Annotated in this window: 21 protein-coding genes; 12 read left to right on the top strand and 9 right to left on the bottom strand. The window is 62.4% G+C overall.

Annotation, left to right across the window (positions count from 1 at the left end; translation table 11 throughout):
- Positions 1-669: 669 nt before the first annotated feature.
- On the bottom strand, positions 670-2,520 hold the full coding sequence (gene speA / locus SAJA_RS14150; RefSeq protein WP_123659318.1) for a biosynthetic arginine decarboxylase: 1,851 nt from the start codon (positions 2,518-2,520) through the stop codon (positions 670-672).
- 39 nt (positions 2,521-2,559) lie between these two features.
- Between speA and speE the strand changes: the two genes are divergently transcribed.
- A complete protein-coding gene (gene speE / locus SAJA_RS14145) occupies positions 2,560-3,399 on the top strand; it encodes a polyamine aminopropyltransferase (RefSeq protein ID WP_123659317.1) in 840 nt (279 codons plus the stop codon).
- Here the strand turns inward: speE and SAJA_RS14140 are convergent.
- Positions 3,380-4,411: a hypothetical protein gene (locus tag SAJA_RS14140; RefSeq protein ID WP_123659316.1), complete on the bottom strand. Its 1,032-nt coding sequence runs from the start codon at positions 4,409-4,411 to the stop codon at positions 3,380-3,382. The genes speE and SAJA_RS14140 overlap by 20 nt on opposite strands.
- Before the next feature lie 465 nt (positions 4,412-4,876).
- On the opposite strand from SAJA_RS14140, the gene SAJA_RS14135 reads away from it, so the two are divergent.
- Together SAJA_RS14135 and SAJA_RS14130 are read left to right on the top strand one after the other, a co-directional pair.
- The gene (locus tag SAJA_RS14135; RefSeq protein WP_184999910.1) at positions 4,877-5,317 is read left to right on the top strand and encodes a host attachment protein; all 441 of its coding nucleotides are present in this window, start codon (positions 4,877-4,879) and stop codon (positions 5,315-5,317) included.
- 120 nt (positions 5,318-5,437) lie between these two features.
- Positions 5,438-5,614, top strand: a complete 177-nt coding sequence (locus SAJA_RS14130; protein WP_123659314.1) for a DUF1328 domain-containing protein — start codon at positions 5,438-5,440, stop codon at positions 5,612-5,614.
- Between the two features lie 46 nt (positions 5,615-5,660).
- On the opposite strand, the gene SAJA_RS14125 is transcribed toward SAJA_RS14130, so the two are convergent.
- The gene (locus tag SAJA_RS14125; protein ID WP_123659313.1) at positions 5,661-6,293 is read right to left on the bottom strand and encodes a response regulator transcription factor; all 633 of its coding nucleotides are present in this window, start codon (positions 6,291-6,293) and stop codon (positions 5,661-5,663) included.
- A 134-nt stretch (positions 6,294-6,427) separates the two neighbouring features.
- Here SAJA_RS14125 and SAJA_RS14120 point away from each other — a divergent pair, with 134 nt between their 5' ends.
- On the top strand, positions 6,428-7,696 hold the full coding sequence (locus tag SAJA_RS14120) for a sensor histidine kinase (protein ID WP_123659312.1): 1,269 nt from the start codon (positions 6,428-6,430) through the stop codon (positions 7,694-7,696).
- Here SAJA_RS14120 and SAJA_RS14115 read toward each other — a convergent pair.
- The 3 genes from SAJA_RS14115 to SAJA_RS14105 all read right to left on the bottom strand — a co-directional run bounded on the left by SAJA_RS14115 (position 7,668) and on the right by SAJA_RS14105 (position 10,111).
- Positions 7,668-8,093: a hypothetical protein gene (locus SAJA_RS14115; protein WP_123659311.1), complete on the bottom strand. Its 426-nt coding sequence runs from the start codon at positions 8,091-8,093 to the stop codon at positions 7,668-7,670. The two genes, SAJA_RS14120 and SAJA_RS14115, sit on opposite strands and share 29 nt — an antisense overlap.
- 83 nt (positions 8,094-8,176) lie before the next feature.
- The gene (locus SAJA_RS14110; RefSeq protein ID WP_123659310.1) at positions 8,177-8,893 is read right to left on the bottom strand and encodes a glutathione S-transferase family protein; all 717 of its coding nucleotides are present in this window, start codon (positions 8,891-8,893) and stop codon (positions 8,177-8,179) included.
- Positions 8,894-8,905: 12 nt separating this feature from the next.
- Complete coding sequence (locus SAJA_RS14105; protein WP_123659309.1) at positions 8,906-10,111, bottom strand: CaiB/BaiF CoA transferase family protein; 1,206 nt, start codon at positions 10,109-10,111, stop codon at positions 8,906-8,908.
- A 149-nt stretch (positions 10,112-10,260) separates the two neighbouring features.
- On the opposite strand from SAJA_RS14105, the gene SAJA_RS14100 reads away from it, so the two are divergent.
- Positions 10,261-10,524, top strand: coding sequence for a hypothetical protein (locus SAJA_RS14100; RefSeq protein ID WP_123659308.1), 264 nt, complete (start codon positions 10,261-10,263; stop codon positions 10,522-10,524).
- Between the two features lie 147 nt (positions 10,525-10,671).
- On the opposite strand, the gene SAJA_RS14095 is transcribed toward SAJA_RS14100, so the two are convergent.
- Positions 10,672-12,012, bottom strand: coding sequence for an MFS transporter (locus SAJA_RS14095; protein WP_123659307.1), 1,341 nt, complete (start codon positions 12,010-12,012; stop codon positions 10,672-10,674).
- Between the two features lie 158 nt (positions 12,013-12,170).
- On the opposite strand from SAJA_RS14095, the gene SAJA_RS14090 reads away from it, so the two are divergent.
- The 4 genes from SAJA_RS14090 to SAJA_RS14075 all read left to right on the top strand — a co-directional run bounded on the left by SAJA_RS14090 (position 12,171) and on the right by SAJA_RS14075 (position 14,734).
- Positions 12,171-12,596 carry an OsmC family protein gene (locus SAJA_RS14090; protein ID WP_123659306.1) on the top strand — a complete coding sequence of 142 codons (426 nt, stop codon included), beginning with the start codon at positions 12,171-12,173 and terminating at the stop codon, positions 12,594-12,596.
- A 97-nt stretch (positions 12,597-12,693) separates the two neighbouring features.
- Positions 12,694-13,392 carry a glutathione S-transferase family protein gene (locus tag SAJA_RS14085; protein ID WP_123659305.1) on the top strand — a complete coding sequence of 233 codons (699 nt, stop codon included), beginning with the start codon at positions 12,694-12,696 and terminating at the stop codon, positions 13,390-13,392.
- A 103-nt stretch (positions 13,393-13,495) separates the two neighbouring features.
- The gene (locus tag SAJA_RS14080) at positions 13,496-13,978 is read left to right on the top strand and encodes an FKBP-type peptidyl-prolyl cis-trans isomerase (protein WP_123659304.1); all 483 of its coding nucleotides are present in this window, start codon (positions 13,496-13,498) and stop codon (positions 13,976-13,978) included.
- Between the two features lie 60 nt (positions 13,979-14,038).
- Positions 14,039-14,734, top strand: coding sequence for an SDR family oxidoreductase (locus SAJA_RS14075; protein ID WP_123659303.1), 696 nt, complete (start codon positions 14,039-14,041; stop codon positions 14,732-14,734).
- Between the two features lie 75 nt (positions 14,735-14,809).
- Here the strand turns inward: SAJA_RS14075 and SAJA_RS14070 are convergent, their stop codons facing one another.
- A complete protein-coding gene (locus tag SAJA_RS14070; RefSeq protein WP_184999909.1) occupies positions 14,810-15,934 on the bottom strand; it encodes an SH3 domain-containing protein in 1,125 nt (374 codons plus the stop codon).
- Positions 15,935-16,255: 321 nt separating this feature from the next.
- Between SAJA_RS14070 and SAJA_RS14065 the strand changes: the two genes are divergently transcribed.
- A complete protein-coding gene (locus SAJA_RS14065; RefSeq protein WP_123659301.1) occupies positions 16,256-17,062 on the top strand; it encodes a ZIP family metal transporter in 807 nt (268 codons plus the stop codon).
- A 132-nt stretch (positions 17,063-17,194) separates the two neighbouring features.
- Entirely contained in the window at positions 17,195-18,640 is a 1,446-nt protein-coding gene (locus SAJA_RS14060; protein ID WP_123659300.1) for a M23 family metallopeptidase, read from the top strand.
- A 372-nt stretch (positions 18,641-19,012) separates the two neighbouring features.
- On the opposite strand, the gene SAJA_RS14055 is transcribed toward SAJA_RS14060, so the two are convergent.
- Positions 19,013-19,321: a glycine zipper domain-containing protein gene (locus SAJA_RS14055; protein WP_123659299.1), complete on the bottom strand. Its 309-nt coding sequence runs from the start codon at positions 19,319-19,321 to the stop codon at positions 19,013-19,015.
- A 163-nt stretch (positions 19,322-19,484) separates the two neighbouring features.
- On the opposite strand from SAJA_RS14055, the gene SAJA_RS14050 reads away from it, so the two are divergent.
- Positions 19,485-19,646: a YqaE/Pmp3 family membrane protein gene (locus tag SAJA_RS14050; protein ID WP_123659298.1), complete on the top strand. Its 162-nt coding sequence runs from the start codon at positions 19,485-19,487 to the stop codon at positions 19,644-19,646.
- The last annotated feature ends 25 nt before the right edge of the window (positions 19,647-19,671 follow it).

Here is a 19,671-nt window from a genome sequence, read left to right as displayed (position 1 = left end):
CGTGTCGTCATAAGATAAGCCGGCGCACCGGCGGCCAAGCCGTGGCAAGACAAGGCATCGCGCGTGCAGCGTGGTTATTCCACGTAAACGGGCGATAACGCAGGATTGCCGGGGCTTAGCCACCGGCCCCTACGGGGTTGCTCGCGCCGGACGCGCCATGCGGCGTTACGGACCTTGACCGTGGCTGGCCACGCTCGGCGGCCCGCGCCCTGCCTGACACGCCCGGCGCGGGCAATGCGACGGCATATCCTATGACGACACGCCCTAGAATGCGAGTGTACGGGCGTGTTCTTAAATAACTGTCCGCGAATGAAGACGAAAAGACAATCCGCCGATGCACGCCGATTGCCGCCGATGAAAGACGAGATCAAGAGCGCTACCTGACCGAGCGTGGTTCTGACCCACGTGCGGTTATGTCGTAGAAACCGCTAGCAATCACCCGCGTCCATCTGCGGATAACCATCTGTATTCATTTGCTTTTATTTACGTTCATTCGCGGATGATTTTTTCAGCCAGTCGTGACATCCGCCCACGCCCTGGCTATGTCGTTAAAACACGCATCCGCTGGCCAGGCTATCTGTGTTTCATCGGCGTGAATCTGCGGATCATGGCCTGTATTTAACCGCGTTCATCTGTGGACGATTTCAAAGAACCTATCTCCCACCCCGCTTACGACTCGAGAAGATAGGTGTAGCCGGCGAGGCCGGCTTCGAGCAGGGCCTCGCATTCGGCGCGGGTGGTCTTGTCCAGGCCGGCAGCGGCCAGTTTGCGGCGATAGGCCGAGCGCAGGGCTTCGGGCTCGAAGTGCACATAGCGAAGCAGTTCGTCGGCCCGGTCGCCGTGCTGGGCTTCGACGAGATGCCAGCCGGTGTCATCGATCTCAACGTTGACCACGTCGGTATCGCCGAACAGGTTGTGCATGTCGCCTAGGTTTTCCTGGTAGGCGCCCACCATGAAGATCCCGATACGATACGGCTCACCGGGCGTGGGCGCATGCAGGGCCAGCGTGGTGTCCACGCCGTCTTCGTCGACGTAACGATCCAGCCGGCCGTCGGAGTCGCAGGTCAGATCACACAGGCGGGCGCGCTCGGTTGGCGTCTCGTCCAGTCGGGCGATGGGCATCACCGGAAACACCTGATCCAGCGCCCAGACGTCGGGCACGGATTGAAACACCGAGAAGTTGACGAAGTATTTGGTGGCCAGCTTTTCACGCGCGATAGCCACCGCCTGGCGTTCATCGGTATCGGCCGGCGCAAGACCTGCCAGTGCCTGATAGATGCCGGCCACCTCACGCTCGGTGGCTGCTCGTTCGGCCAGGCCAATCTGGCCGGCGACAAAAGCCTGCTGGGCCCGCGCGGCCGTGGTGGCCGCCCGGTCGAGCTGGGCGCTGGCCGACAGCGAGGCCTCCAGCACCGCCGGCGCCGCGGCGACCGGGGTTTCGCTGTCGATGATCTGGGTCAGCAGCACGGCGTGATGGGCCGTCAATGCCCGGCCGGATTCGCTGATCAGATCCGGCTCGGCCAGGCCGTGCTGACGACAGACACGCGCCATGGCGCCTACCACCACGCGGGCATAGTCAGCCACGCCGTAGTTCATCGAGCAGAACGATTTGGCGCCGCGCCCCTCGTAATCCACGGCCAGCCCGCCGCCCACATCCACGGTATCGATCGGCGCCCCGGCCTCGACCAGCGCGCGATAGAGATGCGCGGTTTCATCCATCGAGCGGGCAAGGGCCGCGTGATCCGCCACCTGGGAGCCCATATGGACATGCAACATCTGCACGCAGTCGAGATAACCCAGTGTCGTCAGGGTCTCGATGGCCGCCAGGGCCTGGCTGGCGGTCAGCCCGAACTTGGATTTCTCACCGCCGGTGTTCTGCCAGTGACCGGCGGCCACACTGGCCAGGCGCAGCCGCAGGCCCAGCCGTGGGCGTAGGCCGAGCGTGGCGGCCAGCTCGGCGATGGGGGCCAGCTCCGAGGGTTTTTCCACCACGATGAATACCCGGTGGCCCAGCTGTTGCCCGGCCATGGCCAGGCGCAGAAACGCGTGGTCTTTATAGCCGTTGCACACGATCGTGCTGGCCGGCCGGGCCAGGGCGAGCACGGCCATCAATTCCGGCTTGCTGCCGGCCTCGAGACCGGCACGCTGCCCGCCGGCGGCCACCAGGCGCTCGCATACGCTTTTCTGTTGGTTGACCTTGACCGGATAGACCACGGTATAGCGCCCCGCGTAGTCATGCTCGGCCCGGGCGGCATCAAACGCATCGGCCAGGCGCATGATGCGATCGGCCAGGATATCCACGAAGCGTACGAGCACCGGCAGACGCAGCCCGTGCAGCTGGATTTCATCGGCCAGCTCGGCCAGATCCACCCGCGGGCCGTGCCCCGGCACGCTGACCTCGACGTGGCCGGCCGCGTTGACGCTGAAATAACCCTCGCCCCAGGCGCCCGTGCGATAAAGCCGCGCGGCATCGTCAGTGCTCCAGGGGGCCTCGTCGGCTGGTTGTGCTGGGTTGATCATCTATACTCGGGCCATTGCGGCGCAAACAAAGAGATTGGCATGGTAAGCGATGGCGATTGGTACACCGAATCCAGCGATGCGCTGGGGCTGGGCTTTTCGCTCAAGATACGTGACAAGCTGCACGAAGAGACCTCGTCGTTTCAGACCATCGCGGTCTATGACACCGAGACGTTTGGCCGACTGATGACCATCGACGGCCTGGTGATGCTCACCGATCGCGATAATTTTCTCTATCACGAAATGATGACCCACCCTGGGCTTGCCGCCCATGGCGCGGCCACGCGCGTGGTAATCATCGGCGGCGGCGATTGCGGCACGCTGCGCGAGGTCTTGAAGCACGACACCGTGGCTTCGGTAATGCAGATCGATATCGATGAGCGCGTGACCCGCGTGGCCGAGCAGTATTTCCCGCGCCTGACCGAGGCCAACGACGACCCGCGTGCCACGCTTGCCTTCATTGACGGCATCGAGTGGATGCGAAATGCGCCCACGGATTCGGTGGATCTGATCATCATCGATAGCACCGACCCCATCGGCCCGGCGGAGGGGCTGTTCAACGAGGCCTTCTATCGGGAATGTCATCGCGTGCTGGATACCGGCGGCCTGATGGTGCAACAAAGCGAATCGCCGCTGGTGCATCAACGTCTGATCGCGGACATGTCCGCGGCCATGCAGCGCGCCGGTTTCGCCGCGACCGATCTTTTGAGTTTCCCGCAGCCCTGCTACCCCACCGGCTGGTGGTCAGCCACACTCGCCCGAGCCGACACGCGCAAGCTATACACGCCGACCGCCGACCCGCGCTTCGAGACGTTCTATTACACCGCGGCCATCCATCGCGGGGCGTTCGCGTTGCCGGCGTTCATGAAGCCGCCTCAGTGAAGGCCGGTGAATCATAAAAGGCATCAATCTGGTCGTTGACCAGGGCGTCGAGCAGGCCCGTCTCGGCCAGACCGGCCACGATTTCCGGGGCCAGCGCGTCGATCTCGTCGGCCAGCGTGGCGCGATCCAGGCCGACATGGCCGGCCAGCTCGGCCAATGTCGTATCGCCATGGCGAGCAAAGAAACGCGTCACGCCGTCCTCGATCATCACGCCGAGATATTCGGTCTCACGCAGCGATTGCCATACACGCAGGCCATAATCGATCATGCGCTGTAATTCGTTGCTATCGATCAGATCGGCGACCGAGAGTTTCTCGTCGGCCGAAGCGGCCCAGATCTCGTCCGCGATGGCCCGTATCCGTGTCTCGTCGAGCGAGTCCAGCAGATAGGCCTCGCTACGGGCCAGCGTCTTGGCCGTGTTGTTCTCGATATACGCTTTCACGCGTTTCTCGACCTGGGCCTCGAGCCCCGGCATACGCTTGGACACCGCGCTCGACGAGCCCTTGATCAAGCGCGAAACGCCCGGCAGCGACTGGATCGCCCCGGTATCGGAAAAGATATAATCCTTGATGCCCTGATACAGCACGTCTGAGGCCAGCGCGGTATACACCGGGCTGTTCAACAACCGCTTGATCAGACGCGCCCGCAGCGCCTCAAGTTCAACGAACAACGATACGCCGTCGTCGTAAAGGCTTTCGTCGATCACGTCACGAACCCGCGTGTCGCGGTTGATCTCGTGGCGTACCAGGTCATCGGCCACGCCACCGATCACACCGGCCAGCGTATCCGGCAACGATAGATCCAGCGACAGGCGCACGGCCGCCTCGCGCAAGGTTTCGACATCGATACAGCCGGCAAGCGTTGTCGCCTCGGCCCAGTCCCAGAGACGATCCGCGATACCCGCCAGCCGGGCTTGGCCGGCCTCGCCCTGCCACTGTTCAAGCTCGAAGGCTCGATGGGCGTGGCGCAGGCGCTCGCGCAAGTCGTCGGTTGCCGCTGTGTGATCGTTCATGGAGGTCCCGGGTACGAGTCGATCATCGAGCTTAGGGCCTGTTGCCGTTTCATGCGAGCGCCGCGTTGGAGACCGCAAATCGTGTCCTGCAAGGCGCGAGTCGCCGCAGCGTGGCGTGCCACGATCAAGGCTCGCAACGCCGCAGGGCGCGATTTGCGGCCCAACCCTTTGGGACAAGCGCTGTTTTACGGCAATACCGCGTTCTAGCCCACTAGCGCAGAATGACTGCGCGGCGTGGGCTACGCCTCGTCTTGCCGCAAAACAGCGCTTGGCGCGGACTCGCATGAAACGGCAGCAGGCCCTAACGCGCTGCCTGCGATGCTGCAGCACCCGGAGACGCCCCGCCACGAAGGCGCTTGCGTAGTAGCACGGATAGCACGACGGCCGGGCGTTGGTTAATTTCCAACGCTATGAATTCATGACAGAGGCCGGCCGATGCGGGCGGCCTCGAGCGACGAGGATCATATGAGTACACAGTGGATCGTCGTGGCCGATGCGGCCGCTGCTCGCTTTTTTGAACGCACCGCCGACGGCAAGCTTTCGCGTATCGGCGCGACCTATCATGAACCAAGCCGCATGCACGAAGGCGATCTGCGCACCGGCGGCAAGGGCGGCGTGGACGATTCCGCCGGCGCCGGCCATCACGAAGCTGATCCGCAGGTTCGCACCAGTGAAAAGCATGCCGATATCTTTGCCAAGCAGCTGGCGCAGAAGCTCAAGTCCGATCACAACGACAAGAAATTCGATGCGTTGGTATTGGCCGCCGCGCCGCAGTTTTTAGGCCATCTACGCGACAAGCTCGACGACACTGTCGCAGCCACGATCGTGGATTCGATCGATAAAGACTGGACGAATGAGAGCGACGACCAGATCGCCAAGCATCTCAATACACAGCTTTATAAATAGACCCGAATCGTTTCTTTATCGTTCATGGCACGGACAGGCTATCGTTCGATGATATAAATATAAGAAACGCGCGGCGCGAAGCGTCAACGCACGGTTGGTTTATTCAAAAGGAGAAAGGCCATGTTGGGTTGGGCAGTCGTATTTTTTGTTGTCGCTATCATCGCGGCCGTATTCGGCTTCGGTGGCATCGCAGCCGGTGCGGCCAGCATCGCGAAGATTCTTTTCTTCATATTTCTGGTGCTGTTCGTTCTCGCACTGGTATCCAATGCCGTACGAGGACGCGGACCCAAGATATAGCGCCACGCATACCCCGCCGGCCTGTCCACCACAGGCCGGCGTTTTTCTAACCGGCGTCTATAGCCTGCTCGTGATGCGGCGTTGCCTCCATCCAGATACGCACCAGATGCGCCAGCGAGTTGGCCTGTAGCTTTTGCATGATATGCACGCGATGTGTTTCAACCGTGCGGGCACTGATGCCGAGTGCTGACGCGACTTCCTTGTTCGCCTGCCCGTCGACAATGCCCGAAAGCACTTGTTTTTCTCGTGGCGTCAGGGTGTCGATCAACGCCGCTCGCTGCCGGGCATCCCGTTGCAGGCGCGTGGCGTCGTCGCTGGCTTTTTCCAGCGTGGCCAGCCGATCGATCAAGGTTTCGGGATCAAACGGTTTTTCCACGAAATCGACCGCCCCCAGACGCATCGCCTCCACGGCGTGCGCGATATCACCATAGGCACTCATGATGATGACGTCGGCATCGACCTGCTCCTGGATCAACGTACGCTGGACAACCAGGCCATCCATATCGGCAAGCCGCAGATCAAGAATGACGCAGCCGCTGACCGTACCAACATGGTCGATCAAGCTCTTGCCGCTGGCATAACAGGTCACGTTGTAGCCCGCAGCACGAACCAACGCCTTGAGCGACTCGCGAACGCTCGCGTCGTCGTCAACGATATGAATATGCAAGTCGTGTTTCACCCTGTTCCCCGATGCTAATTCGTCGGTATTAAACGTTGCTCGACTGTCATTTACTCACCCTACACCGGCGCGCACGTGGCACGTATGCGTCGCGGGCGCCGGCATCCCGCATCGCGCGTCAAGAGATAGGTTTCATGACCGATTTTGCAAGTAGTCAAGACCTCGTCGAGGATATGGATTGTACCGAAGTACAGTCATTGTGCCGACAAATCAACGCGCTCAAGTATCGAGCGGCCTGTGCCGAGCTGGAAACCCGTGCGTTTCGCGAGCTGGCCGAGCATATCCACGAAGTGTTCTGGATGACGACCCCGCTGGGCGACGAGCTGATATATATCAGCCCGGCTTATGAAGCGATCTGGGGCCAGACCTGTCAAAGCCTGTACGACGATCCCGGGCGCCGGCTGGCTTGGGTCTACGAGTCCGACCGCGAGCAGGTTCTCAAGGCGTTTAAACGCGATGCGCGCTCGGGCCAGTACGACGAGACGTTTCGTATCGATCGGCCCGACGGTGAAATCCGCTGGATCCGCGACCGCGCCTGGCCGGTGTATGACGATACGGGCCAGCTTTATCGTCTGGCCGGCTTCGCCAACGACATCACGGCCCATATGGCCGAACACGACCGGATGAACGAGCTGGGCGACACGCTGGCGTGTCGTGAGCGTATCGAGGTGTTTGCCGCCCTCGGGGCCGGTATCGCGCACGATATGGCCCAGCCGCTGACGGCAGCGCGCGGGCATCTGGCTCGTAGCCGTACGGCCGAGGCATTGGCCACAGCCCGCACGGCGGCCAGCCAGGCCGATCAGGAGATCAAGCGTGCCGGCGATATCGTGGGCCATCTGCGCAACTACGCCCGTCAGGGCCAGCCCAACCTGAGCCCGGTGCGTCTCGACGACCTGCTGGCCGATCTGCACCAACTGGTCGATACCGCCATTCGGACCGGCGCGGTCAACTACAGCGTGGATGTCGACGAATCGACGGCCGCTACTGTAATCGATGTCGATCGAATCCTCGTTCAGCAGATACTGCGCAATCTCGTACAGAACGCCATTGATGCCCACGCCGCCGAGCCCGACGGTAAGGCCGAGCCTCACATCGAGGCCAGCGTTCGTCTGACCGACGACCAACACGTCGAGTTTCGAATCAGCGACAACGGCCCGGGGGTTGCGCCAGGCGATGACCCGTTTGCTGCCTTCGACACACAGAAATGTGACGGGCTGGGCCTGGGGCTATACGTTGGCCGCTCGCTTGCCCGCGTGCATGGCGGCAACCTGTGGCTGATTACCGATCACCGCAAATGGGCGACCGTGTTTGTTTTGCGCCTGCCCTGTAGCGGCCAGGCCGAGCAGCCGGCCGGCCCGCCGCCCGTGGCCGATGTCAGCGCGGTGGATGCATCACGCGCATGAGCCCCGCAAACCCCAGGCCGTAGGCGCCGTTGAGCGCCATGGCCAGGCCGATACGCGGCAACGTGAGATCGGCCAGTAGGCTGTCCACGCTCATGCCCTTGGCCAGCGGCACCAGCGAAAACGCCAACAGGGTGGGCAGAATAGCGCCCAGGATGGCCGCACCCACGTAATAGCCGGCGCTTTCGGCGCGACGAATCAACAGCCAGAGCACCAGGCCCCAGAGTGCGCCCCAGAATGCCAGGGATACGATGATCGGCACGCCGAACGGCCCGACCGGCGCCAGGTTCCAGGCAGAGGCCGTCATCAAATCAAAGTGATCAAACAGCCAGAGCAGGCCTTGATGAAACGCCAGAACAGCGATAAAGCCGGCGATGAAGGCCTTGATATAGGCGAACATGGTGTACTCCAGACAGCGTTATGTGATCGGCGTCATTCAAATACCGCCGATCGCTTGCGGCGGCGAATTGTACAAAGCTCGGCTCAATCCTGCGATCCGTTCGTGGTTCCACGCTGGTTGAATAGCGTTGCCCGGGCCGATTCACTCTTGGCTTGACCACCGGTGGCCCAGGCTTTGCCGAGCGCGACACCGCGCTGCACGGCCTCGCGCGCCTTGACCCGGCCGCGCCAGGCAGCCACCGCCGGAAACCCGTCCAACGGCTGGCCCATGGCCTTGGCGATCAATACCCAAGGCCAGTTGATGATGTCGGCCACGCTGTATTGGCCACCGACCAGGTAATCGCGTGATTCCAGGCGCCGTTCCAACACTCCCAGACAGCGGTGATACTCATCGCGATAGCGTCGTTCGGCATAGGCATGGTCGCCCTCGGCGTAATTGACGAAATGACTCATCTGCCCGCCCATCGGCCCGAGATTGCCCACCTGCCAGAACAGCCACTCATCGACCTCCTTGGCCAGGCGCGGATCGGCCGGCATGAGCCGACCGGTCTTGGCGCACAGATAGCGCGCGATCGCCGCCGATTCGAAGATCGGCAAGGGGGTGTTGCCAAATCCCGGAACCGGCGCATGATCCACGATAGCCGGCATACGGTTGTTGGGTGATATTTCCAGGAATTCGGCATCGAACTGATCGCCGGCATTGATATCGACCGGTTTCACGCGGTAATCGAGCGCCAGTTCCTCGAGCAGGATGGATATCTTCCACCCGTTGGGCGTGGGCCAGTAATAGAAATCGATCATCGCGGCATCACCTCATTCGCTCGTGGCATCAAACGGCACGGCCGCGCCGCTGGCAACAAGGGCCTCGATATCGGTTTCGCTGTAGCCGATATCTGCGAGCACCTCACGGGTATCGGCCCCCAGGCGCGGCGCGGCGCGATACGGCGGTGACGCCATGGCAGAAAAACGCGCTGCAGGGCGGGCCTGTCGCAGGGGGCCCACGACCGGATGCTCGGTCTCGACGATAATGCCGTTGGCCCGAATCTGTTCGTTCTCGATGAGCTGGCTGCGGGTGAGCACCGGCGCACACGGCACACCGTGGGCCTCCAGGCGCTCGAGCCAGTGCTCCGCGCTGTCATCAGCCAGGCGCTCCTGGGTCAGGCGCAGGCGCTCGTCCACGTTGTCCTGGCGATCGGCGGCCGTGGCAAACCGCGGGTCATCGCGCCACGCCGGGCGCTCGAGCGCTTCGGTCAGCGCATGCCACTCGCCGTCGTTTTGAACTGCCACGCTGATATAGCCGGTGGTGGTTTCATAGATCAGATCGATGAAACTGGCCGCCTTGGCCTGATCCATCTCGTGGCCGATGAAGGTCTGGCTGTTCATGTCGGAATGCCAGAGAAAATCGATGATGGCATCCAGCATCGAGAGCTTGACGTGCTGGCCACCGGCCCCGCGCTCACGCGCCAGCAGCGCCGCGGTGATTGCCTGGGCGGCCATGTAACCGGTCAACTTGTCAGGCACGATCGTGCGCACCAGACGTGGGCGGGCATCGTCGGCGCCGCCTTGAATACTGGCCAGCCCCGACAGGCCCTGAATCAACGGATCATAGACCGGGCGACTGGCATAAGGCCCAGTATCGCCAAAACCGCTGATCGAGACATAAATCAGCCTCGGGTTGATCTCAGCCAGGGCCTCGTAGCCGATTCCCATACGATCGGCGACACCGGGCCGAAAGTTCTGCACGAACACATCGGCTTGGGCGACAAGGCGTTTCATCGCCGCCAGCCCGTCGTCGCTTTTCAAATCGAGAGCGACCGAACGCTTGTTTCGATTGTTGTTGAGATAACTGGCCGACATGCCATGCCGCTGGTTGGCGGCCAGCCGCGTGAAATCACCCACGCCGGGGCGCTCGACCTTGATGACATCAGCGCCCTGATCGGCCAACTGCTGGGTGGCCACCGGCCCGGACACCATGGCCGTGGTATCGATGACGCGATAGCCTGATAACGGATGTTGCATGACGTTGAACACGTAAATTGCGCGATATTCAAAGTGTAAGACTTGGGTGCGTTCATATACCAGCAAGCTGGCAGTTCTTTATACTCAGCGCGAGTTTCTAGTGAACATACGTCAACGCATGTTCCTCAAGAGCAACCAGGGAGAAATCTATGAGCCATAAACTGCAAGCCCTTCTGATCGCCGCCGTTCTGGGTGTGTCCACGCTGGGTCTGGCCGCCTGTGACAGCAACGACGGCCCGGCCGAAGAAGCCGGCGAAAGCCTCGACAACGCCACCGATAACGCCGGTGATGCGATGGGCGATGCGGCCGACAACACCTCGGACGCCATGGACAACGCTGCCGACGAAACCTCGGACGCGATGGACAATGCCGGCGACGAAATGGACGACGCCACCGACGATCACAGCAACTGATCAACGGCTGATACCGTCCTGAAAAGCCCGCGGCGCCTGCCGCGGGCTTTTTTTTGCGCGTAGGTTGTCAGGACAACCGGCGATCTCGCCCGGCGTGTTCGAGTGAAACCGCCGATCCGGACTGAATCGGCCGGCACGTCAACCGCCTCAGGCTGCTGGCGCCGGTTTCTTACCCATGTTCTGCCCACGTGAGCCCGGAAGCGGGCGATTGGCGGTTTCCGGGATCAGCATGATCGGGATCAGCGCGATGGCCGCGGCGGCCATCAGATAATAGGCCGGTATGAAATTGTCACCGGTCTCACCGATCAGCCATTGAATGATCAACGGTGCCGTGCCACCGAACAGCGAGGTCGACACGTTGTAGGCGATAGCAAACCCGCCGTAGCGCACGCGCGTCGGAAAGATCGCCGGCAGGGTCGAGGGCATGACGCCGGCCAGCATCACGGTCAATAGCCCGAGAATGGCAAGGCCGCCGATCAGGCTCCACACGGTGGTCAACGACAGCAGCCAGAACGCCGGCCAGGCAAACAATATGAAGCCGATACAGGCGCCAATGAGCACCGGTTTACGCCCGGTGCGATCCGAAATCCCGCCGAACAAGAAGATGATGCTCATCATCACCAGCTGAACCAGAATCAACAGGCCCGAGGCTTCCCAGGTGCCGATCTTCAGGATCGTTTCGAGATAGCTCGGCAAGTAGGTCAAGACCGTGTAGTAGGCAATATTGAGAATCAGGGTGAGCCCGATACACAGCAGCAGCTGGCGCATATGCGTGGTCACGACTTCGCCCAGCGTGCCGTCGGCTTCGTTGTTCTCCTGGGCTTCTTCAAAAGCCGGGCTGTCTTCCAGGCGCAGTCGCAGATACAGGCCGAACAGACCCAGCGGGGCCGCGCAAAGGAACGGGATACGCCAGCCCCATTCGGTAAAGGCCGCGTCACCCATCGACAGCTGAACCACGAATACGAGCGCCGAGCCCACGATATAACCGCCCAACGTGCCGAACTCGAGGAAACTGGCCAGAAAGCCGCGGGTCTTGTCGGGCGCGTATTCGACGATGAAGGTTGCCGCCCCGCCGTACTCGCCGCCGGTCGAAAAGCCCTGGATCAGGCGGGCTGCCAGCAACCCGATCGGTGCCCAGATGCCGATCTGCGCATAGGTCGGCATCAGCCCGATCATCACCGTGCCCAGCGACATCATGATGATGGTGGCCGCCAACACCTTGGAGCGCCCGATACGATCGCCCAGCGGGCCGAAGAACAACCCGCCCAGTGGCCGTACCGCAAAGGCCACGGCAAAGAACATCAACGACTTCAGCAACGAGTCGCCGCCCGAGTCAGCGGCAAAGAACACCTGGCCGATCGTACTGGCCGTGTAGGCATAGATACTGAAATCGAACCACTCGAGTGCGTTGCCGAGTCCGGCCGCGGTCACGGCCTTACGCACGTCGTCTGAATCGACCGATCGGTCGTCGTTTACGGTATCGCTCACGGGCCCCAAGCCTGCGCAGATGCGCTGTCGTTGTTTTATCTTGACGCTAGCACTTGGCAAGTGACTGCACAATGCAGCCGATCGGTCGCCTTGTTTTGTCGGGGTGCAGGTCTTATTTTCATAGGGCAGATGGTTTTCGACTTCCAAGGAGAAGTGATATGCCCGTACGTAAAGCGAACGCCCAGTGGGAAGGCGATCTGAAATCCGGCAAGGGCCACATGAAGCTGGCCAGTGGCGCCTATGAGGGCCAGTTCTCGTTCAAGACCCGCTTCGAGGACGGCACCGGCACCAACCCGGAAGAGCTGATCGGCGCGGCCCATGCCGGCTGCTTCTCGATGCAGTTCTCGGCGATGCTGGCCGAAGAAGGCCACGCGCCGGATTCGATCCAGACCGAAGCCAAGGTGCATTTCTCCACCGACGGCACGCCGACGATCGAAAAGATCGAGCTGATCTGTCGCGGCAAGGTACCCGGCATGGACGATGGCCAGTTCAAGGACATCGCCGCCAAGGCCAAAGACGCCTGCCCGGTATCACGCCTTTACAAGGGGGCTGATATCGAGCTGGACGCCGCGCTCGAAGGCTGAGCGTAGCGCCAGCGTTCGTCTAGCGACGACCCATGGAAAAGCCGGGTGCAGTGCCCGGCTTTTTCATGTTGCCAAGTAGTTTAGAAAAGGTAGAACCATGAGCGACAAGCCCATCATTCATACCGCGCCCTCGGCGTTCCCGAACCCGCAGCGGCTGCGTCTTTTCATGCATGAAAAAGGCATCACCGAGGCCTATCAGGAAACGCTTCTGGATATGGCCCCGGGCGGCGAGCAGCGCGCCTGGCAGCACTTGAAGCGCAACCCGTTCGGCGAGGCGCCCACGCTGGAATACGAGCCCGGCCAGTACCTGAGCGAGACGCCGGCAATCGTGCGTTATCTCGATATGATCCACGACGGGCGCAAGATCACCGGCGACGATCCGCTGGCCGCCGCACGCGATGCCATGTGGGATCAGCGCTGCTATCTGCACGTGCTGTTGCCGATCGTGACCATGTTTCACGTACTCCACACGGGCCTCGGCTTCAAGCTGGAACCGACATATAACCCGGCCTGGGGTGAAGCCCAGCGCAAGAAGGCCCTGGCCCACGCTGGCCTGGTCGACAACCAGCTGGCCGACGGCCGCGAGTGGTTGATCGGCGGTGATGCTCCCACCTTCGCCGATATCACGCTGGCCACAGCCGTGGCGTTTTCCAAGTTCGGGCCCAATGAAACGCCCCTGGACGAGCGTTTCGAGCATATCGATGCCCACTGGCAGCGCTGGAAGGCCCGCGACACCTTCAAGGCAGCCTACGGCGACGGGGGCAGCGGCCTCGACGAGCTGTCGCACCTCGGCTGAACGGACCCGCGCGACGATCGATTGCAGGTCAGGCCATTGACTTTTGATCGATCGTCGCAAGGTTAATTCGCTCATCAACGAAACACCACGCTTAGAGGCGGTTATGGAAGCCCAGCGCGACAACGTCGTCAGCATTCACTATGTCCTGCGCGACGACCAAGGCGAAATCATTGATCAGTCGGCCGAAGGTCAGCCGCTGTCTTATCTGCACGGCCACGACAACATCGTGCCGGGCCTGGAAAAAGCCATCGAAGGCCACGGCGAAGGCGATGAAGTCAAGACGACCGTCGATCCCGAAGAAGGCTATGGCCCGTATCGCGAGGAACTGGTCCAGAAGGTCAACCGCGAAGCCTTTCAGGGCGTGGACGAGCTGGCCCCGGGGATGAGCTTCCGTGCCGAGTCCGACGCCGGCCCCATGGTCGTGACGGTCAAGGAAGTCGAAGGCGAGGAAGTCACCGTCGACGGCAACCACGTCCTGGCCGGCCAGACGCTCGATTTCACGGTCAGCATCGCCGGCGTTCGTGAAGCCAGCGACACCGAGAAAGAGCACGGCCACGTACACGACGAGCACACCCACGCCGAATAAGCCGCGGCGCGCCTCGGCGCAGACCGGCCGATAGCAGGCCTGCCGAAAAAGGATGACCCGATGTCGGATAACAAAGTACTGCTGATCACCGGTGGCTCGACCGGTATCGGGGCGGCAACGGCCCGTGCGGCGGTCGCCCGAGGCTATCGCGTGGCGCTGGCCGCACGCACCCAGTCCAAACTCACGACGCTGGTCGATGAGCTTGGCGGCGAGGCTGTGGCGCTGCCGGTCACCTGCGACGTCACCGACAAGGCGTCTCAGCAGGCAATGGTGGCTACCGTCATCGAGCGCTTCGGGCAAATCGATGCGGTTTTCGCCAATGCCGGCATCGGCGGCAAGCCGGGTGGCTTCACCGGCGCTGACACGGATGTCTGGAAAGACATGATCCTGACCAACGTCTACGGCGTTGGCTTGACGATTCAATGCACGGCCGAGGCCTTGAAGGCCAGCCGCGGGCATTTGTTGATCACCGGTTCGGCAGCCGGGCGAGCCACCATCTCCGGCTCGATGTACAGTGCGACCAAGTGGGCCGTGAGCGCGATCGGCTACGGGGTTCGTGAAGAGCTTCGTGGCACGGGCATTCGGACCACGCTGGTCGAGCCCGGCATGGTCGATACCCCATTCTTCGACGAATCGCCCGAGCACGCCCTGACGGATCAGGACATCGCCAACGCGGTGATGTACGCCCTGGAACAACCGGCCAGCGTTGACGTCAACGAAATCCTCGTGCGGCCGACGCCGGCCATCGAGGATTGATCGCACCCGGCCGGGGCTGCGTGACGTGTCAAGCCGCTTTCCGAACATCGGAAAGCGGCTTTTTTTATGTCGGGCCTATTGGCCGTCGACCAACAGATAGCCGGCCAGCCAGCCGAGCATGCCGTCTTGTGTACGAACCCGTACCCAGTCGTTACGACGCTCCAGGGCGGTCACGACATCATCGCGGTGTAGCTGTCCGATCACCCGGGCCGAGCGGCTGGCCTTGGCCCGCAGATTGGCGCTACCCACGCCAACGTGCATGGCCTTGTCCGACGTGTCGGGGGCGGCTTTCGCTTTCTTGGCCGACGTATCGACTGATTGTTGATCTTGCGCGGTCGATGCCGGCCTGGTCGCAGCCGGTGTTTCATCGACGGCCGTTGCACGCTTGTCGTTGGCTTCGGGTTCGTCCGGGCTCGGCTCGTCCGAGGACGCATTCGCGCCGGCCGAACCCTTCGGCTCAGCATCGCTGGCTCCGGCCAGGGGCGCCAAGCCGTCGGCCAGCAGGAAATTGGCGACCCAGCCGGTTTCGTATGTCTTGGGGAAAAGCACCTGGGTCCATTCCGGCTCGCGCGCCAGAATGACCACCGTCGCATCACTATCGGCCTGGCGCACGACGCGGGCCTGACTGTCGGGCTGGTCGCGCACGTTGACGTCTTTTGCATTGACATGGCTTTGCGGCAGATCATCGACGATACGAGGCAGGTTCTCGATCGCGGCCCCATTGCCGGCCGCTGCGGCACGCGCGGTCCAGAACGCGGCCTTGCCACTGTTCTGCGGCACGCCGTCGCCTTTCATGTAAAGCACGCCGAGGTTGTTCTGGGACGCGGCCTGCCCGTCGTCAGCGCCCCGACGAAACCAGTGCGCGGCTTGGGTCGTGTTCTTGGCCACGCCCTTGCCCGACTCGTACATGATGCCCAGGTTGTGCTCGGCCCGGCCGTAGCGCTGGTCGGCGGCCTTGCGATACCACTTGCGGGCCTGGTCGTAATCCTGCTCGACGCCCAGGCCCCGGTCATAGAGCACGCCCAGATTGTACTGGGCGGAGGCATCGCCTTTTTCGGCGCGTGGGCGCGTGGTGGTCAGGATCTTCTGCGCCTCGGCCGGCGTCATCTCGGCGTTGATATCCGCCGGCGCCGCCAGCGCGGGGACGCACCACGACGCGAAACAGACAACAACCAACCCCAGAACAGACCGTACGGTCATGACGCTCCTTTCCATCGACGAACCACGCAGGCGGATGCACAACCTAAACTGCTGCGCGATCGAACGCGAGCCCACAGCCATGCGGCTCGCCATCAAGCACATACCATGGAGTATGCCGCGGGGTTGATCGCCGACGGGTTACGAACCCACGAGCCGGGACATACCCTGGATACGCGTGTTATCTTGTAACGATATCACTTGTCGCGGATCCCCCGGTTTGTCCTCTTTGTCTGTCGCCTGCCGTCGTCTATCGGCCCATAATTTCGATCTCGACCGGGCCCACAGCATGAACGGCATCCAGGCGTGCGTGAGCACGCGGCGATGACACAGCAGTTATCGGTGACGAGACGCTTGTGGCGTGATCATCTGCCCGGCCCGGCCGCTACCGCCTGTCTGGGGATCGGCTGGCTGTTGTGGCTGGTGTTGCTTGTCATGGCCGAGTGTCAGGGGCTGGTGACGCTGGCTGGCCTGGCGATCTTCGGCGCGCTGGCGCTGCTCGTGGGCGCACTGGCCAGCCTGGGCGCCGTGTCCGAGCGCACGATTGTGCTGGCCGATGCCGCCGCCGGCGGCGCCATGCTCTCGGCCGCGCTGGTATTCGTCGTGCCCCATGCGCTGATCAAACATGCCGTGCCGGGCACGCTCGGGCTGGCCACGGGCATCGCCATCGGCGCCCTGCTACACCGGGCGACTCGCGGTGCGATCGACCAGGTGGCACTGACCGGACTAACACTGCACACCATCAGCGCCGGCGTGGCGATCGGCGCGCTCTATACGTTCTTGCCGGCACTCGGCTGGACAGCAGGCCTGGCGATCCTCGCGCACAAGGCACCGGCCGGCTATCTGCTGGCACGCCGGCTTCGCGAGGCCGATCGGTCTCGTGCTTTAGTGGGGTGGCCGGCCATGGCGACTGGACTCGGCGCGCTGTCCATTGCGATGATGCACCCGACGCTGCCGATTTCCAGCGGGTTGATGTTCGGCATCGCAGCCGGTCTGTTCTCGTTCGTGGCTCTTGGCTTCATTCGAAACAGTGCCGGCTTCGGACAGAAAGACAAGGGGTTCTGGGCTGCTGCCGTTGCCGGCGCGGCCGTGATCGCATTGGCCGGCTGGGCATTGTCGTCCGGCGCTTGATGGATAAACGGTGTCTTTGCCAAGACAATTGAACTTTTTGCTCGTGCCACGGTCTTTCACCGGGTAACGCGCCGTCACGCTACAACGTCGAGATATCAATTCGGGGAGACGGCGTTGCCTCGAGGGTTTTGAATGCGGATTATGCGAACACGCTGTACCGGTCTGGCCGGCGCACTGGGGCTTTCCTTGTGCATGGCAACCACGCTCGGCCACGCCACGCCGGGCCAACCGGGCGTTGGCCTGGCCTCGGCGCGCAATCAGGCGACTGCCGGCCCTGATCACGAAATGCGCATCAAGCCGCTGGCCGACAACCAGATGCAGGCCGCGGACGCCCTGGGCCTGACAACCACCCCGCAGATCACCCCCTGGGAGCAGCTCACGGTACGCCGAGGCGATACCTTGTCCGGGGTGTTCGCCCGGGCCGATCTGCCCGCCCGCGCCTGGGCCGCGTTGATCCATCAACCTTCCGCGCGTGCGCTCAAGCAACTCCATCCGGGCGATGTACTGCATTATCGCAAGACGCCGACAGGTGAGCTGGCCGAACTGCGCTTCAAGATCGATCGGCTACGCACATTGTCGGTTCATCGCCGGCGCAACGGGCTGGTGGCAGCCATCGATCATCGCCCGACGCAGACGCGTCAGATTCTGGCTTCGGGCACGATTGATGGCTCCTTGTCGCAGTCGCTTCGTGGCGAAGGCGTGCCGTCGCGCGTGACCGAAGAACTCGAGCATATCTATCGCTATCGCCACGATTTGGACACCCTGCATCAGGGTGATCGATTCGCCGTGGTCTATAACGCCATCTATGCCGATAACGAAGAGATCGGTACCGGCGAAGTCGTCGCTGCCCGCATCACGACCAATCACCGTATTCTCGAAAGCTTTCGCGGCGAAAGCGCCGACGGGGGCACGGCTTATTACGACGGGCTGGGCCATGCCTACGAACCGAAGTTCAGCCGCAAGCCGGTGGCCTATACCCGGATCAGCAGCCCCTTCAACATGCATCGCCTACACCCGGTCACGCACCGCGTACGTCCGCATGAAGGCGTGGACATGGCCGCACCAACCGGCACGCCCGTGCACGCCGCCGCCGACGGCGTGATCAAGTACGCCAGCTGGATGAGCGGCTACGGGCGTCTGGTCGAGATCAAGAACGCGGCCGGTTTCAGCACGCGCTACGGCCACCTGCATCGTTTTCGCTCACACCTCGCACCGGGTCAGCATGTCTCACAGGGCGATATCATCGGTTATGTCGGCGAGTCGGGGCGTGCCACCGGGCCGCATCTACACTTCGAAATCCGACGCAATGGCGTGCCGCACAACCCGTTGACGATGACGCTGCCGGGCGGCCACGACCTGCCCGAGAGCCGGCTGGCAGCGTTCAAACGCCGTGTCCAGCCCCTGATCGCGCGGATGTCCCCGGCACCCACGACGCTGCTTGCGAAAACAGCCTCAACCCCGGCCAACGGTCGCACCTGCCTGGGGCACGACGGCTTTCAAACACAGCTGATCCAGGAACGAAACGACCGGGCCGACGGCATCCTGTGTCTGGTCGGGCGCAGCGCGACCAGCGCCTGATCGGCCGATTGGCTCTGAATACCATCTCGTCCCACGCATAAAAAAGCCGCGCCAATCGCGCGGCTTTCTTGTGTTGGTGGCCGTGGGCTGGGGCGTGTCGTCATGAGATATGACGTCGCATTGCTCGCGCCGGGCGTGTCAGGCAAGGCGCGGGCCGCCGAGCGTGGCCGGCCACGGTCAAGGTCCGTAACGCGGCATGGCGCGTCCGGCGCGAGCAACCCCGAAGGGGCCGGTGGCCAAGCCGCGGCAATACGGCGCCATAGTCGATTTTTAGGGGCTCGTTTACGTGGAATAACCACGCTGCACGCGCGATGCCTTGTTCTTGCCACGGCTTGGCCGCCGGTGCGCCGCCTTATCTTATGACGACACGCCCTACCGGTGCCAGCGGCCCCAGTGGCCACGTCGGTCATCATGACGCCGATCCCGCCGATACCGATTGTCATAGTAGCGATCATCGTCGCGTTCGTTGATTTTATCGGCAATCACCGCACCGCCGGCGCCACCCAGGCCGCCACCAATGACCGCACCGGTCTGGCCGCCGACCGAGCCGCCAACGGCCGCGCCTATCGCCCCACCAAGACCGCCGCCCAACGCGCTGTTGAGCGTGTCGCCGGCAACGGCCGAACCCGTTGCACCGGCCAGAGAGACGGCAGCTACCAGAGGAATGAATAGTCGACGCATGATGTGATCCTGTATGTATCTCGAATCCTGGAATCACTCTAATCCAATTCGTTTAACCAAGACTGAACGGATTTAATGCATGGTGCGGATCATGGCCCGTTCAGCCCATGGACACGCCAATCTGGCATCTTCATCACACACTAATCATCTGAATCATCATCGTATGGATATCATTCGCATTATTCTCGCGATTCTGCTGCCGCCGGTCGGCGTGTTCTTGCAGGTGGGTATCGGGCTTCAGTTCTGGATCAATATCCTGCTAACGATCTTCGGCTATGTCCCCGGCATCATCCACGCCGTCTATATCATCGCGACACGCGACTGATCGACCGGCCGGCGCTGCGATTGGT

The organism is Salinisphaera japonica YTM-1, from assembly GCF_003788585.1.
Lineage (GTDB): Bacteria > Pseudomonadota > Gammaproteobacteria > Nevskiales > Salinisphaeraceae > Salinisphaera > Salinisphaera japonica.
This window is presented reverse-complemented; position numbering and strand designations above follow the sequence as displayed.

Bases quoted from the DNA above. Each gene is read 5' to 3' on its own strand.
- SAJA_RS14070 (WP_184999909.1), bottom strand. From the start codon at position 15,934: ATGACCGTACGGTCTGTTCTGGGGTTGGTTGTTGTCTGTTTCGCGTCG.
- SAJA_RS14075 (WP_123659303.1), top strand. From the start codon at position 14,039: ATGTCGGATAACAAAGTACTGCTGATCACCGGTGGCTCGACCGGTATC.
- SAJA_RS14080 (WP_123659304.1), top strand. From the start codon at position 13,496: ATGGAAGCCCAGCGCGACAACGTCGTCAGCATTCACTATGTCCTGCGC.
- SAJA_RS14120 (WP_123659312.1), top strand. From the start codon at position 6,428: ATGACCGATTTTGCAAGTAGTCAAGACCTCGTCGAGGATATGGATTGT.
- SAJA_RS14140 (WP_123659316.1), bottom strand. From the start codon at position 4,411: ATGAACGATCACACAGCGGCAACCGACGACTTGCGCGAGCGCCTGCGC.
- SAJA_RS14050 (WP_123659298.1), top strand. From the start codon at position 19,485: ATGGATATCATTCGCATTATTCTCGCGATTCTGCTGCCGCCGGTCGGC.
- speA (WP_123659318.1), bottom strand. From the start codon at position 2,520: ATGATCAACCCAGCACAACCAGCCGACGAGGCCCCCTGGAGCACTGAC.
- SAJA_RS14065 (WP_123659301.1), top strand. From the start codon at position 16,256: ATGACACAGCAGTTATCGGTGACGAGACGCTTGTGGCGTGATCATCTG.
- SAJA_RS14130 (WP_123659314.1), top strand. From the start codon at position 5,438: ATGTTGGGTTGGGCAGTCGTATTTTTTGTTGTCGCTATCATCGCGGCC.
- SAJA_RS14110 (WP_123659310.1), bottom strand. From the start codon at position 8,893: ATGATCGATTTCTATTACTGGCCCACGCCCAACGGGTGGAAGATATCC.
- SAJA_RS14055 (WP_123659299.1), bottom strand. From the start codon at position 19,321: ATGCGTCGACTATTCATTCCTCTGGTAGCTGCCGTCTCTCTGGCCGGT.
- SAJA_RS14090 (WP_123659306.1), top strand. From the start codon at position 12,171: ATGCCCGTACGTAAAGCGAACGCCCAGTGGGAAGGCGATCTGAAATCC.
- SAJA_RS14105 (WP_123659309.1), bottom strand. From the start codon at position 10,111: ATGCAACATCCGTTATCAGGCTATCGCGTCATCGATACCACGGCCATG.
- SAJA_RS14100 (WP_123659308.1), top strand. From the start codon at position 10,261: ATGAGCCATAAACTGCAAGCCCTTCTGATCGCCGCCGTTCTGGGTGTG.
- speE (WP_123659317.1), top strand. From the start codon at position 2,560: ATGGTAAGCGATGGCGATTGGTACACCGAATCCAGCGATGCGCTGGGG.
- SAJA_RS14115 (WP_123659311.1), bottom strand. From the start codon at position 8,093: ATGTTCGCCTATATCAAGGCCTTCATCGCCGGCTTTATCGCTGTTCTG.
- SAJA_RS14060 (WP_123659300.1), top strand. From the start codon at position 17,195: ATGCGGATTATGCGAACACGCTGTACCGGTCTGGCCGGCGCACTGGGG.
- SAJA_RS14085 (WP_123659305.1), top strand. From the start codon at position 12,694: ATGAGCGACAAGCCCATCATTCATACCGCGCCCTCGGCGTTCCCGAAC.
- SAJA_RS14135 (WP_184999910.1), top strand. From the start codon at position 4,877: ATGAGTACACAGTGGATCGTCGTGGCCGATGCGGCCGCTGCTCGCTTT.